This is a genomic window from Streptomyces sp. NPDC127177 (assembly GCF_042672475.1).
Taxonomy (GTDB): Bacteria; Actinomycetota; Actinomycetes; order Streptomycetales; family Streptomycetaceae; genus Streptomyces.
Window position 1 is genome coordinate 42,530 of the sequence record NZ_JBHXUW010000041.1, and the last position, 12,090, is coordinate 54,619.

Consider the following 12,090-nt stretch of genomic DNA (forward strand, 5'->3'; position numbering starts at 1 on the left):
TACTCAATCACTAACTTAGTCAACCGGGATGGACGCCCGGCCTCACGCACGGCACGGCGACCACCCCGTACGCAGGGGCACAGCCCATGGACCGTGCCCCCATGCGTAAGGGGCACAGCCCCAGGACCGCACCCCTTACGCCTCACCAGGTCGCTCAGCTCTTCCTCGCGGCGTCAGCCGAGCTGCACCACGGCGCGGGACATGCCCAGCACCTTCTTGCCCTCGCTCATCACCGTCAGGTCGACCCGCACCCGCTTGTCGTCCAGCAGGGCGGCCACCTTCCCGCTGACCTCGATCAGCGCGCCCTTGTCGTCGTCGGCCACGACGACCGGCTTGGTGAACCGAACCCCGTACTCGACGACCGCACCCGGATCGCCGGTCCAGTCCGTGACCACCCGGATCGCCTCGGCCATCGTGAACATGCCGTGCGCGATCACGTCCGGCAGTCCGACCTCGCGGGCGAACCTCTCGTTCCAGTGGATCGGGTTGAAGTCTCCGGAGGCGCCCGCGTACTGCACCAGCGTCGCCCGGGTGACCGGGAACGACCGCGCCGGCAGCTCCGTACCGACCTCGACCGAGCCGTAGCTCACCTTCGCCGTCATCACGCCTCCTCGGCGGCGCGTGCCACCAGCTTCGTCCACGCCGTCACGACATGCTCCCCGGCCTCGTCGTGGACCTCGCCACGAACATCCAGAATGTCGTTGCCCGCCATGGACTTGACGGCCTCGATCGTCGAGGTGACCGTCAGCCGGTCCCCCGCCCGCACCGGACGGACGTAGACGAACCTCTGGTCTCCGTGCACCACCCGGCTGTAGTCCAGGCCCAGCTGCGGGTCCTGCACGACCTGGCCCGCGGCCTTGAAGGTGATCGAGAAGACGAAGGTCGGCGGCGCGATCACATCGCTGTGACCGAGCGCCCTGGCCGCCTCCGGATCGACGTACGCCGGGTTGGTGTCACCCACCGCCTCGGCGAACTCGCGGATCTTCTCCCGGCCGACCTCGTACGGCGCGGTGGGCGGATAGGTCCGCCCCACGAAGGACTGGTCGAGCGCCATGAGCTCGCAACCTCCTGATGGAAAGACGAATGGGCCGAAGTACAGCCCTATACAACGACACGAGGCCGCCCCCAACGGGGACGGCCTCGTGTACGAGCCTGATTCAGCGCGTTTCGCGGTGCGCGGTGTGCGAGTTGCAGCGCGGGCAATGCTTCTTCATCTCAAGACGGTCCGGGTTGTTACGCCGGTTCTTCTTGGTGATGTAGTTCCGCTCCTTGCACTCCACGCAGGCCAGCGTGATCTTCGGGCGGACGTCGGTGGCAGCCACGTGAGTGCTCCTTGGACGGACGATGGACGGATGAACGCAAAAAAGAGTAGCCGATCGAAGGACCGACCCCACAATCGGCTACTGTTAGTAGCGGTGACCGGACTTGAACCGGTGACACAGCGATTATGAGCCGCTTGCTCTACCGACTGAGCTACACCGCTTTGATGACGAGTCTCCCCGCCGAAGCGGGGTTACCCGATCACCAGAGCCCCAATGCGGAATCGAACCGCAGACCTTCTCCTTACCATGGAGACGCTCTACCGACTGAGCTATTGGGGCGAGCGATGAAGACATTACACGGTCTGTCGCCGATCGCCCAAATCCGTTTCGAAGCCCCATCCAGAGCCCTTGATCGGCTCCGCGACGAACCCTCGGCCAGCCGCCCGTCGGCCACTTGATCAGCGGTTCGGCAACCACCGGGCCACCTCCCGTCCGGTACGCCCGGACACCTGCGGACGCCACCGGACGGCACCGGTACGACTATTCAACTCCTCCTCGAACCTGACACATCACACCCCTAGGCTCGACTCACTCTGCGTAACCCTGCCCCCTCCCTGGAGCACGATGCCCGACAGCCGGCCGCGGCCGCCCGACGACCACGCCGCCGACGCGACCACCGGCCGGGAGAGCTCCGCGCTGACACTCTGCGGGGCCCGTCTCACCGACGGCCGCATCGTGGACGTACGGCTCGGAGACGGCCGCATCGAGGCGGTCGGCACAGCGGGCAGCCTCATCGCACCCGGCACCCGTATCGACCTGCGCGGCCACCTCCTGCTCCCGGCGCCTGCCGAGCCGCACGCCCACAGCGACACCGCGCTCACCGCCGACGGCGCCGGACCGGACACCCCGGGACCGGCGCCACAAGGCCCCGAGGACGTCCAGCGGCGCGCCACCGAGGCCGCGTTGCTCCAACTCGGCCACGGCGCGACCGCCCTGCGCTCGCACGTACGGATCGGCGACGTACAGGGCCTCGCCGCCCTGGAAGCCGTCCTCCAGGCCCGCCGCTCGCTGCGCGGGCTCGCCGATCTGACCCCGGTCGCCGTCCCCCGGCTGCTCACCGGCATCGCGGGCGCCGACGGACTCGCCATGCTGCGGGACGCGGTGAAGATGGGGGCCGGCGCGGTCGGCGGCCGGCCCGACCTCGATCCGGACCCCACGGGGTACGTGGAAGCCGTCCTGGAGATCGCCGCCGAGCACGGCTGCCCCGTCGACCTGCACACGGACGGTGACGACCCCGCCCGGCTGGCCCGGCTCGCGGCCATGGCGGGCGGGCTGCGGCAGGGGGTCGCCATCGGGCCCTGCGCGGGCCTCGCTCGGCTCGGCGACGAGGCCGCGGGCCGCGCCGCCGACCAGCTCGCCTCCTCCGGCGTGACGGTGGTCTGCCTCCCCCAGGGCGGCTGCTGCGGATCCGAGCGCCGGGGCACCGCCCCGGTACGGCTGCTGCGGGCGGCCGGAGTGCGGGTCGCGGCGGGCAGCGGCGCGCTGCGGGACCTCGCCAACCCGGTCGGGCGCGGCGATCCGCTGGAAGCCGCCTTCCTGCTGGCATCGCAGAGCGGACTGCGGGCCGAACAGGCCTACGGGGCGGTGTCCACCGAGGCCAGGCGTGCGATGGGACTGCCCGAGGTGCGGGTCGAGGCGGGCTTCCCCGCCGAACTGCTCGCCGTGCGCGGAGAACGGCTCACCGGGGTGCTCTCCCTGGCGTACAGCCGGATCGTCGTCCACCGCGGCCGGGTGGTCGCCCGGACCAGCGCGGTACGCGAGTACTGCGACTCGGAGACGGGCGGCGGGCCCGGCCTCCCCCGCCAGGGGCGGCCGGAAACCGGCGCCGGCGGCGGGCCCTGAGCGCGCCGCGGCGTGCTCCGGCGTACCGTCGTGACCATGCGCATTGTCATCGCAGGTGGACACGGTCAGATCGCGCTGCGGCTGGAGCGGCTGCTCGCTGCACGCGGGGATGAGGCCGCAGGCATCATCCGCAATCCCGAACAGAGTGACGATCTCCGGGCGGTCGGCGCGGAGCCGGTGGTCCTGGACCTCGAATCGGCCACCGTGGAGGAGACCGCGGAGGTGCTGCGCGGTGCCGACGCGGTGGTCTTCGCGGCCGGTGCGGGCCCCAACAGCGGCACGGGCCGCAAGGACACGGTGGACCGCGGGGCCGCGGTGCTCTTCGCGGACGCGGCGGAGCGGGCTGGAGTGCGGCGTTACGTCGTGGTCTCGTCCATGGGAGCCGACGCCGACCACCCCGGCGACGAAGTGTTCGACGCGTACCTGCGCGCCAAAGGCGCGGCGGACGCGTACGTGCGCTCCCGGACGGCTCTTGACTGGACGATCCTGCGCCCCGGCATGCTGACCAACGACGCGGGCACCGGCGAGGTGCTGCTCGCCGCGTCGACCGGCCGCGGCCCGGTGCCGCGCGACGACGTGGCGGCCGCGCTCCTGGAGCTGCTGGACACCCCGGCGACGGCGGGGCTGACCCTGGAGCTCATCTCGGGGAGCGTGCCGGTGATGGTCGCGGTGAAGGACATCGCGGGGAACTGACACACGGGCCGGGGCGGCTTCCACGGCCGCCCCGTTCAGCCCCCGGTGCCCGGACCGGCTTCCACCGCCGCCCCGTTCAGCCCCGGCCGCCGGACGTACGGTGATGCCGTGCCGCCCCAGCAGGGCCCCGGCGACCCGTCGCCCGCACGCAACCGGCCGGCGAACGCACCGTCATGAACGGTGCCCCGCCCGCACGAAGGGCTCCGGGCCATTCAACAGCGCCTCGGTGCGGCCGGTCCTGCGCGCCACCTCCAGCGCCTCCCCGCACCGCCCAGGAACGCCCCGGCCACACATCGTGTCGTCGCCGCCGAGATCTCTGCGGGCCGGCGGGGCGGGGGCGGCGGGGCGGGAACGGCACAACAGAGAAGGCCCCCGTCCGAGGACGAGGGCCTTGCTTTGTGGCGGCGCCAGGGTTCGAACCTGGGTAGGCTGAGCCGGCAGATTTACAGTCTGCTCCCTTTGGCCACTCGGGCACACCGCCAAGGGATGCTGCCGTGAGACCCGTCTGTCGACGGCGCTCTGTGGCAACGACGTAAACGATACCTGATGCCCAGGGGTGCTACGCCACTGGATTGACCAGCGGCTCGGACGGGCGCGGGTGGCCAAGGGCTGGCCCGTAATCCCTGATGGATCAGCGCGCGGCGTCGGACGCGGTGCATCGTAAGGCGGAGAGACGTCCGCATACTGGATGTATTCGGGCGTTCCGACAACGCGGCGAGGCGCCGTAGCCGGCTTCGCGCGCCCGCCAGGGATCACGGGACAGCCCTTAGGCTTCGGGGGGCGGGGTGTGGCGTCGGCAGGCGTTGCGGCCGCCCTGTAGTCATTCCGTTTTCAGCACCCCGATACAAGGAGCCACACGTCATGGCCGACTCCAGTTTCGACATCGTCTCGAAGGTCGAGCGGCAGGAGGTCGACAACGCCCTCAACCAGGCCGCCAAGGAAATCTCGCAGCGTTACGACTTCAAGGGAACCGGCGCCTCGATCTCCTGGTCGGGCGAGAAGATCCTCATGGAGGCGAGCGGCGAGGAGCGGGTCAAGGCGATCCTCGACATCTTCCAGACCAAGCTGATCAAGCGCGGCATCTCGCTGAAGTCCCTGGACGCGGGCGAGCCGCAGCTTTCCGGCAAGGAGTACAAGCTCTTCGCCACCATCGAGGAGGGCATCTCCCAGGAGAACGCCAAGAAGGTCGCGAAGGTCATTCGCGATGAGGGCCCCAAGGGCGTCAAGGCGCAGGTCCAGGGTGACGAGCTGCGGGTCAGCTCGAAGAGCCGGGACGACCTGCAGACCGTTCAGGCGCTCGTGAAGGCCCAGGACTTCGACTTCGATGTGCAGTTCGCGAACTACCGGTAGGACGCGGCGGTCCGGGCGCGGGGCGGAACATCTGGTTCCGCGTCCGGACGTCATGTCCGAATACCGCCGGTCGCGGCGGTCCGGGCGACGGAGACTGGTCCTCGGCAGCCGATGATCCGGCTTTCCGAGGACGAGGAGAGGGACGAGTCATGACCATGTACGCGACGGTCGACAGCCCGCTGGGCGAACTGCTGCTGGTCGGCGAGGAGGCCGCGGGACCGGTCGGCATGGCGCTCGTCTCGCTCTCCCTGCCCGGCCAGAAGGGTGCGGCGGTCATCGAGGACGGCTGGGTCCGCGAGCCCGGGGCCTTCGCGGGGGTGGCCGCCCAGCTGACGGAGTACTTCGAGGGGCGCCGGACCCGGTTCGACGTCGTGTACGCGGACGGCCGGGGCACGGACTTCCAGCGCCGGGTCTGGGCCGCGCTGGAGGATGTCCCCTACGGCGAGACGGTGTCGTACGGGCAGATCGCCGAGCGCGTCGGTGCTTCCGGGGCGGGGGTACGGGCCGTGGGTACGGCGATCGGGCGCAACCCGGTGCTGGTCGTGCGGCCGTGCCACCGGGTGATCGGCTCGGACGGGGCGCTGCGCGGCTACGCGGGCGGCCTGGAGCGCAAGGAGCGGCTTCTGGGGCTTGAGGGCGCCCTGGCGGTGCGCTGATGTCCGGGCTCTTTCCCAGGCCGCGTACGGTGGTCGCGCCGGGGGCCGTGCATGTTCCCGAGTGGCTTTCGGTGGAGCGGCAGCGGGAGTTGGTGGCGGCCTGCCGGGAGTGGGCCCGCGGCCCCGTGCCGTTGCGGCGCACGGCGTTGCCGGGCGGCGGGGTGATGTCGGTGCGGACCGTGTGCCTGGGGTGGCACTGGCAGCCGTACCGGTATTCGCGTACGGCGGACGATGTGAACGGGGCGCCGGTGGCGCCGTTTCCGGAGTGGCTCGGGGAGTTGGGGCGGGCGGCGCTGGCCGAGGCGTACGGGCAGGAGGGTCCGGTGCGGTCGTACGCGCCGGACACCGCGCTGATCAACTTCTATGACGATGCCGCCCGGATGGGCATGCACCAGGACAAGGAGGAGCGGTCCGGTGCTCCCGTGGTGTCGCTGAGCATCGGTGACACCTGTGTCTTCCGCTTCGGCAACACGGAGACCCGGGGAAGGCCCTACACGGACGTGGAGTTGGCCTCGGGGGATCTGTTCGTATTCGGCGGGCCGTCGCGGTTCGCGTTCCACGGGGTGCCGAGGATCCGGCCGGGAACGGCCGGTCCCGCGACAGGCATGAGCGGTGGTCGGCTCAATCTGACCCTGCGCGAGACCGGGTTGGGTGTCTGAAAAACTGGCTGATCAGCGGCGCTCGCGGGAGTTCCCGAAGAACAACCGGTAGATGATCAGCAGGACCAGCGATCCGCCGATGGCGGAGACCCAGGTCCCTGCGTCGAAGAAGTCCTTGGAGATCGGACGGTCCAGGAACTTCGACGATATCCAGCCACCCAGGAAGGCACCGACGATGCCGGTCAGGGTGGTTCCGACGAGGCCACCGGGGTCGCGGCCCGGCAGCAGAATCTTGGCGATGACGCCGGCAATCAGTCCGAGAATGATCCAGCCAATGATGCTCATGCGTGCGAACCTACCCGTCACTCGGTCTTGAAATCCAAAGACGTCGGTGACGGCCGGGCGGTTGCGGGGCACCGCCTGTGAACTGCGGGTGCCCCTCCCCGTCCTGGGCGCTCTACCAGCCGGCGAACTGCTCGTCGGTGCTGACGATCTCCTTGCCGAAGGGCATCAGTGACACCGGGATCAGCTTGAAGTTCGCGATGCCCAGGGGGATGCCGATGATCGTGATGCACAGGGCGATGCCGGTGGTGATGTGACCCAGCGCCAGCCACCAGCCCGCGAGGACCAGCCAGAGGACGTTGCCCACGCAGGAGGGGGCGCCCGCGTCCCGGCGGTCGACGACGCGGTGGCCGAAGGGCCACAGGGCGTAGACGCCGATACGGAAGGCCGCGAGGCCGAACGGGATGCCGATGATCGTGATGCACAGCAGGAGGCCCGCGGCGAGGTAGCCGAGGAACATCCAGAAGCCGCACAGGACCAGCCAAATGACGTTCAGAATGGTTTTCACGGGCGATGACCTGCCATCTGCTCGAGTCGGGCAATGCGCTCCGCCATCGGCGGATGTGTCGAGAACATCTTGGACATGCCCTGTCCGGGGCGGAAGGGATTCGCGATCATCATGTGGCTCGCGGTCTCGATCCTGGGCTCGGGCGGCAGCGGAAGCTGCTTGGTGCCGGCGTCCAGCTTCCGCAGGGCGCTCGCCAGGGCCAGCGGGTCCCCGGTCAGCTGGGCGCCAGAGGCGTCCGCCTGGTACTCCCTGGAGCGGCTGACGGCCAGCTGGATGACGGAGGCGGCGAGCGGGCCCAGGATCATGATCAGCAGCATGCCGAGGATGCCGGGGCCCTCGTCGTCGTTGGAGCGGCCGACCGGGATCAGCCAGGCGAAGTTGACCAGGAACATGACCACCGAGGCGAGGGCTCCGGCGACGGACGAGATCAGGATGTCCCGGTTGTAGACATGGCTGAGCTCGTGGCCGAGGACACCGCGCAGCTCCCGTTCGTCCAGGATCTGGAGGATGCCCTCGGTGCAGCAGACCGCGGCGTTGCGCGGGTTGCGGCCGGTCGCGAAGGCGTTCGGGGCCTGCGTCGGGGAGATGTAGAGGCGGGGCATGGGCTGGCGGGCGGCGGTGGAGAGCTCGCGGACCATGCGGTAGAGCTGGGGTGCCTCGAATTCGCTCACCGGGCGGGCGCGCATGGCTCGCAGCGCCAGCTTGTCGCTGTTCCAGTACGCGTAGGCGTTGGTGCCGACGGCTACGACGAGCGCGACGATCAGGCCGGTACGTCCGAAGAAGCTGCCGATGAGGATGATGAGTGCGGACAGGCCCCCGAGGAGTACGGCGGTTCTCAGCCCGTTGTGCCGGCGGTGCACGGTACGCCCTCCAGGTGGTGCAAGCAGGGGAACCCTTTGCTTGGTGGTGCTCCACTCCCCAGTGGAGCCTCCCGTACTGGTCAACGCCAGGCGAGGGGAGCTAGTTCCCTTGTGCTTACCGCCGCGGGGCCGGGCCGCTCCGGGGGTGTGCACCGGAGCGGGCCGTAGGCCGTACGGGTGGAGGGGCCGGGGCGGGTCAGCGCTGGACGGGCACCTTGGCGAGTTCCACGGCCTCGGGGTCGGGCTCGACCTCGCTGGTGCAGTGGGCGCACCGGGAGGCGATGGCGGGGATCTCCGTGTAGCAGCGGGGGCAGTCGCGCAGGGCGGCCTTGATGTCGATCTGTTCCTGGTCCTTGTTGGCGGTGAAGCGGTCCTGGACCTTGGCCATGGGCACGACGACGCAGAAGTAGAGGACCGCCGCGGTGATGAGGAAGGCGATGGCGGCGCTGATGAAGAGCCCGTAGGGGAAGGTCACGTCGTCGAACTTGAACTCGGCCTTGCTGAAGTCGCCGGTGCCGCGGGTGATGAGGCCGATCAGCGGCACGATGAAAGCGTTGCTGAACCCGGTGACGACTGCGGTGAACGCGGCTCCGACGGCGAGGCCGATCGCCATGGAGACGACGTTTCCGCGCAGGATGAAGTCCTTGAAACCGTTCAGCACTGCTCTTGCTCCTCTGTGATGTGGACGCTCCGTGCGTCGTCTGCGGGCATGACCTTGCCCTGTTCGGGCTGCTGCGGGCAAGCCGATCTTGGCGTCGTCAGGACGGCGCGGCGGCGTCAGAACAGGCTGACGGCGGCGAACCTGAGGACGGTCTGCGGGGCTCCGGAGAGGGCGATCCCGGCGACGGCGGTGAGGACGATCGCGGCGGTCAGCGGGGCCGGAGTCCGGTGCCGGGTGGTGGTCTGCGGCTGTTGCGTACCGTCGGGCTCGGGGGCGCGGAACAGGGCCGCGGTCCACTGCAGGTAGTAGTAGAGCGCGATGACGACGTTGACGGCCATGACGACGGCGAGCCAGCCGAGCCCGGCGTCGACGGCCGAGGAGAAGACGGTGACCTTGGCGAAGAGGCCGATGATGCCCGGCGGCAGTCCGGCGAGGCAGAGCAGGAAGAAGCCCATCGCGAGAGCGGCCAGGGGCCGGGTGGCGTACAGGCCGCGGTAGTCGGTGATGCGGTTTCCGGGGTGGGTACGTGCGACCAGGGCGGCCACCGCGAAGGCGCCGAGGTTCACGACGGCGTACATCAGTGCGTACGCGACGGTGGAACCGATCTGCCGGTCGCCGGCGTACGCGGCCGACGCGATGGGCACCAGGAGGTAGCCGGCCTGGGCGACGGACGACCAGGCGAGGAGGCGTACGGCGCTGCGGGCGCGGGTGGCGCTCTGACGCAGCGCGGCGACGTTCCCGGTGGTCATGGTGAGCGCGGCGAGGACGGCGAGGGCGGGGCCCCAGACGTCCGAGTAGGAGGGGAACGCGACGACGGTGACGAGGATGAGACCGGAGAAGCCGACCGCCTTGCCGACGACCGAGAGGTAGGCGGCGATCGGCAGGGGGGCGCCGACGTAGGTGTCGGGGACCCAGAAGTGGAAGGGCGCGGCGGCCGTCTTGAAGGCGAATCCGACGAGGGTGAGGGCGACACCCGCTTCGGCGAGGGTGGTGAGCTGTCCGGGGACGTCGTCGAGGCGGTCGGCGATCTCCGTGAGGTGGAGGGTGCCGGTCGCCGCGTAGACGAAGCTGACGCCGAGGAGCATGACGGCGGTCGCGACGACGGAGGAGAGGAAGAACTTCAGTGCGGCCTCGGAGGAACGCCGGTCGCCACGCTTGATGCCGACGAGGGCGAAGGCGGGCAGTGAGGCGACTTCGAGGGCGACGACGAGGGTGGCGAGGTCGCGGGCTGCGGGCAGCAGCGCGGCGCCGGCTGCGGAGGACAGCAGCAGGAACCAGAACTCTCCGGCCGGGAGCTTGCGGGTGTCGCCGATCGAGAGCAGTGCGGTGAGGAGGGCGCCGCCGAGCACGAGGGCCTGGATGACCAGGGTGAAGTGGTCGGCGGTGTAGCTGCAGGCGTGGGCGTCGGTGGTGAGGCAGAAGGTCGAGCGGTCGCCTTCGTGCAGGGGGACGACGAGGGCGAGGGCGGCGACGAGTCCGGCGACGGCTCCGTAGCCGAGGAGGTGTTTGCGTTCCTGGGGTACGAAGAGGTCGGCGACCAGGACGACGAGGGCGACGGCGGCGACGGTGACCGGGGGCGCGATGGCGAGCCAGTCGACGGACTGGACGAGGCCGGTGGTGCTCTCGGCGGCTGACTGGACGATGCCGGTGGTGCTCTCGGCCGCTGACTGGGCGAGGTGGGTGGTGCTCTCGGCCGCTGTGGTCACGACTTGCCTCCTGCGAGGAGCTTCTGCACGGCCGGGTCGGTGAGGCCGAGGAGGACGGCGGGCCACAGGCCGGCCAGGACGGTGAGGGCGGCGAGGGGGGTCCAGGCGGCGAACTCGTGGTGCTGGATGTCGGGGATCCGGTGCGGTGTCTCACGCTTGGCACCCATGCAGACGCGGCGCACCAGGATGAGCATGTACGCGGCGGTGAGCAGGGTGCCGAACGCCGCGATGGACATGAAGGTCAGGAAGGCGGGCCGGCTCAGGCCGTCGGCGGGGTCGAAGGCCCCGAACAGCGCGAGCATCTCGCCCCAGAACCCGGCGAGGCCGGGGAGCCCGAGGGAGGCGATCGCGGTGAAGGCGAGGAGGCCGCCGAGGCGGGGTGCGCTGCCGTAGAGCGCGGCGCCGGTGCTGCCGGAGAGGGTGTCGAGGTCGGCGGTGCCGTACCGGTCCTTGACCGCGCCGACGAGGAAGAACAGCAGGCCGGTGATGAGGCCGTGGGCGATGTTGGCGAAGAGTGCGCCGTTGACCCCGGTGGGGGTCATGCTCGCGATGCCGAGGAGGACGAAGCCCATGTGGCCGACGGAGGAGTACGCGATCAGTCGCTTCAGGTCGCCCTTGGCGCCGGGCCGGGCGAGCGCCAGGCAGGCGAGCGATCCGTAGATGATGCCGGCGACGGCGAAGGCCGCGAGGTAGGGCGCGAACGTGTGCATGCCGTCGGGGGCGATCGGGAGCAGGATCCGGACGAATCCGTACGTGCCCATTTTCAGCAGGACGCCCGCGAGCAGGACCGAGCCGACGGTCGGGGCGGCGGTGTGGGCGTCCGGGAGCCAGCTGTGCAGCGGCCACATCGGGGTCTTCACCGCGAGCCCGATCCCGATCGCGAGAACGGCGATGACCTGCACGGACGAGGTGAGGCCGCGGCCGTTGTCAGTGGCGAGTGCCACCATGTCGAAGGTGCCGCTCTTCAGTCCGATGAGGAGCAGCCCGAGCAGCATGACGACCGAGCCGAGCAGTGTGTAGAGGATGAATTTCCAGGCCGCCGCCTGCTTCTGCGCACCGCCCCAGCGGGCGATGAGGAAGTACATCGGGATGAGCACCATCTCGAACGCCAGGAAGAACAGCAGCAGATCGAGGACGGCGAAGGTCGCCAGGGTGCCGGATTCCAGGAGGAGGACCAGCGCGACGAAGGCCTTCGGGGAGGGGCCCGCGGGCATCTTGAAGTAGCTGTGGAGCGCGCAGAGGAAGGTCAGCAGCGCGGTCAGTACGAGAAGGGGGAGCGAGATGCCGTCGATGCCGAGGTGGATGCGGACGTCCAGCGCCGGGATCCAGCTGATGTCGGTGGTGGCCTGCGTCTTCGACGGGTGGTCGTGGTCGAAGCCGAGGGCGAGCACGATCGCGGCGACGAGGATCACGCCGGTCACGGTCACGCCGTGGCGGAGCACGGCCTGGTCGGGGTTGCGGCCCTTCAGTCCGGGCGGGGCCGGGAGCAGGGCTGCGACGGCGCCGAGGAGCGGGGCGACGACGATGAACGCGAGAAGGAACTGCATCACG

At 70.0% G+C, this 12,090-nt stretch carries 14 protein-coding genes and 3 tRNA genes; 5 read left to right on the forward strand and 12 right to left on the reverse strand.

Annotation, left to right across the window (positions count from 1 at the left end):
- Window positions 1-173 precede the first annotated feature (173 nt).
- The 5 genes from ACFVJX_RS24395 to ACFVJX_RS24415 form a co-directional block, all read right to left on the reverse strand.
- Complete coding sequence (locus ACFVJX_RS24395; RefSeq protein WP_384123343.1) at window positions 174-602, reverse strand: MaoC family dehydratase; 429 nt, start codon at window positions 600-602, stop codon at window positions 174-176.
- Window positions 602-1,054, reverse strand: coding sequence for a MaoC family dehydratase N-terminal domain-containing protein (locus ACFVJX_RS24400; RefSeq protein ID WP_384123345.1), 453 nt, complete (start codon window positions 1,052-1,054; stop codon window positions 602-604). Before ACFVJX_RS24400 ends, ACFVJX_RS24395 begins: the two co-directional genes overlap by 1 nt.
- 103 nt (window positions 1,055-1,157) lie before the next feature.
- Window positions 1,158-1,322 (reverse strand): 50S ribosomal protein L33, encoded by a 165-nt coding sequence (gene rpmG, locus ACFVJX_RS24405; RefSeq protein WP_003956487.1) that lies wholly within the window; start codon window positions 1,320-1,322, stop codon window positions 1,158-1,160.
- A gap of 88 nt (window positions 1,323-1,410) precedes the next feature.
- Window positions 1,411-1,483: transfer RNA gene (locus ACFVJX_RS24410), tRNA-Met, on the reverse strand.
- Window positions 1,484-1,528: 45 nt separating this feature from the next.
- A tRNA-Thr gene (locus tag ACFVJX_RS24415) sits at window positions 1,529-1,601 on the reverse strand.
- 285 nt (window positions 1,602-1,886) lie between these two features.
- On the opposite strand from ACFVJX_RS24415, the gene ACFVJX_RS24420 reads away from it, so the two are divergent.
- Complete coding sequence (locus tag ACFVJX_RS24420) at window positions 1,887-3,164, forward strand: amidohydrolase family protein (protein WP_384123347.1); 1,278 nt, start codon at window positions 1,887-1,889, stop codon at window positions 3,162-3,164.
- 36 nt (window positions 3,165-3,200) lie between these two features.
- The gene (locus ACFVJX_RS24425) at window positions 3,201-3,857 is read left to right on the forward strand and encodes an SDR family oxidoreductase (protein WP_384123349.1); all 657 of its coding nucleotides are present in this window, start codon (window positions 3,201-3,203) and stop codon (window positions 3,855-3,857) included.
- 399 nt (window positions 3,858-4,256) lie between these two features.
- On the opposite strand, the gene ACFVJX_RS24430 is transcribed toward ACFVJX_RS24425, so the two are convergent.
- Window positions 4,257-4,338: transfer RNA gene (locus ACFVJX_RS24430), tRNA-Tyr, on the reverse strand.
- A gap of 380 nt (window positions 4,339-4,718) precedes the next feature.
- Here ACFVJX_RS24430 and ACFVJX_RS24435 point away from each other — a divergent pair.
- The 3 genes from ACFVJX_RS24435 (at window position 4,719) to ACFVJX_RS24445 (ending at window position 6,522) form a co-directional block, all read left to right on the forward strand.
- Window positions 4,719-5,207 carry a YajQ family cyclic di-GMP-binding protein gene (locus ACFVJX_RS24435; protein ID WP_384123351.1) on the forward strand — a complete coding sequence of 163 codons (489 nt, stop codon included), beginning with the start codon at window positions 4,719-4,721 and terminating at the stop codon, window positions 5,205-5,207.
- A 149-nt stretch (window positions 5,208-5,356) separates the two neighbouring features.
- A complete protein-coding gene (locus ACFVJX_RS24440) occupies window positions 5,357-5,863 on the forward strand; it encodes a methylated-DNA--[protein]-cysteine S-methyltransferase (protein ID WP_384123353.1) in 507 nt (168 codons plus the stop codon).
- A complete protein-coding gene (locus ACFVJX_RS24445; protein WP_384123355.1) occupies window positions 5,863-6,522 on the forward strand; it encodes an alpha-ketoglutarate-dependent dioxygenase AlkB family protein in 660 nt (219 codons plus the stop codon). Before ACFVJX_RS24440 ends, ACFVJX_RS24445 begins: the two co-directional genes overlap by 1 nt.
- Window positions 6,523-6,534: 12 nt before the next feature.
- Here ACFVJX_RS24445 and ACFVJX_RS24450 read toward each other — a convergent pair whose 3' ends face one another.
- From ACFVJX_RS24450 to ACFVJX_RS24475, 6 genes are all read right to left on the reverse strand, one after another.
- Window positions 6,535-6,807 carry a GlsB/YeaQ/YmgE family stress response membrane protein gene (locus ACFVJX_RS24450; protein ID WP_384123357.1) on the reverse strand — a complete coding sequence of 91 codons (273 nt, stop codon included), beginning with the start codon at window positions 6,805-6,807 and terminating at the stop codon, window positions 6,535-6,537.
- A 112-nt stretch (window positions 6,808-6,919) separates the two neighbouring features.
- Window positions 6,920-7,312 (reverse strand): YccF domain-containing protein, encoded by a 393-nt coding sequence (locus ACFVJX_RS24455; protein WP_384123359.1) that lies wholly within the window; start codon window positions 7,310-7,312, stop codon window positions 6,920-6,922.
- Window positions 7,309-8,172 carry a zinc metalloprotease HtpX gene (gene htpX / locus ACFVJX_RS24460; RefSeq protein ID WP_384123361.1) on the reverse strand — a complete coding sequence of 288 codons (864 nt, stop codon included), beginning with the start codon at window positions 8,170-8,172 and terminating at the stop codon, window positions 7,309-7,311. The genes ACFVJX_RS24455 and htpX overlap by 4 nt, the downstream gene beginning before the upstream one ends.
- Before the next feature lie 196 nt (window positions 8,173-8,368).
- Window positions 8,369-8,833 carry a large conductance mechanosensitive channel protein MscL gene (gene mscL, locus ACFVJX_RS24465; protein ID WP_384123363.1) on the reverse strand — a complete coding sequence of 155 codons (465 nt, stop codon included), beginning with the start codon at window positions 8,831-8,833 and terminating at the stop codon, window positions 8,369-8,371.
- A 116-nt stretch (window positions 8,834-8,949) separates the two neighbouring features.
- Window positions 8,950-10,476: an NADH-quinone oxidoreductase subunit N gene (locus ACFVJX_RS24470; protein WP_384123396.1), complete on the reverse strand. Its 1,527-nt coding sequence runs from the start codon at window positions 10,474-10,476 to the stop codon at window positions 8,950-8,952.
- 59 nt (window positions 10,477-10,535) lie between these two features.
- Entirely contained in the window at window positions 10,536-12,086 is a 1,551-nt protein-coding gene (locus ACFVJX_RS24475; protein WP_384123398.1) for a NuoM family protein, read from the reverse strand.
- Window positions 12,087-12,090: the final 4 nt, after the last annotated feature.

Excerpts from the sequence above, each read along its gene's own strand:
- ACFVJX_RS24420 (WP_384123347.1), top strand. The coding sequence starts at position 1,887 with ATGCCCGACAGCCGGCCGCGGCCGCCCGACGACCACGCCGCCGACGCG.
- ACFVJX_RS24450 (WP_384123357.1), bottom strand. The coding sequence starts at position 6,807 with ATGAGCATCATTGGCTGGATCATTCTCGGACTGATTGCCGGCGTCATC.
- ACFVJX_RS24440 (WP_384123353.1), top strand. The coding sequence starts at position 5,357 with ATGACCATGTACGCGACGGTCGACAGCCCGCTGGGCGAACTGCTGCTG.
- ACFVJX_RS24435 (WP_384123351.1), top strand. The coding sequence starts at position 4,719 with ATGGCCGACTCCAGTTTCGACATCGTCTCGAAGGTCGAGCGGCAGGAG.
- ACFVJX_RS24475 (WP_384123398.1), bottom strand. The coding sequence starts at position 12,086 with ATGCAGTTCCTTCTCGCGTTCATCGTCGTCGCCCCGCTCCTCGGCGCC.
- ACFVJX_RS24400 (WP_384123345.1), bottom strand. The coding sequence starts at position 1,054 with ATGGCGCTCGACCAGTCCTTCGTGGGGCGGACCTATCCGCCCACCGCG.
- ACFVJX_RS24445 (WP_384123355.1), top strand. The coding sequence starts at position 5,863 with ATGTCCGGGCTCTTTCCCAGGCCGCGTACGGTGGTCGCGCCGGGGGCC.
- ACFVJX_RS24395 (WP_384123343.1), bottom strand. The coding sequence starts at position 602 with ATGACGGCGAAGGTGAGCTACGGCTCGGTCGAGGTCGGTACGGAGCTG.
- ACFVJX_RS24425 (WP_384123349.1), top strand. The coding sequence starts at position 3,201 with ATGCGCATTGTCATCGCAGGTGGACACGGTCAGATCGCGCTGCGGCTG.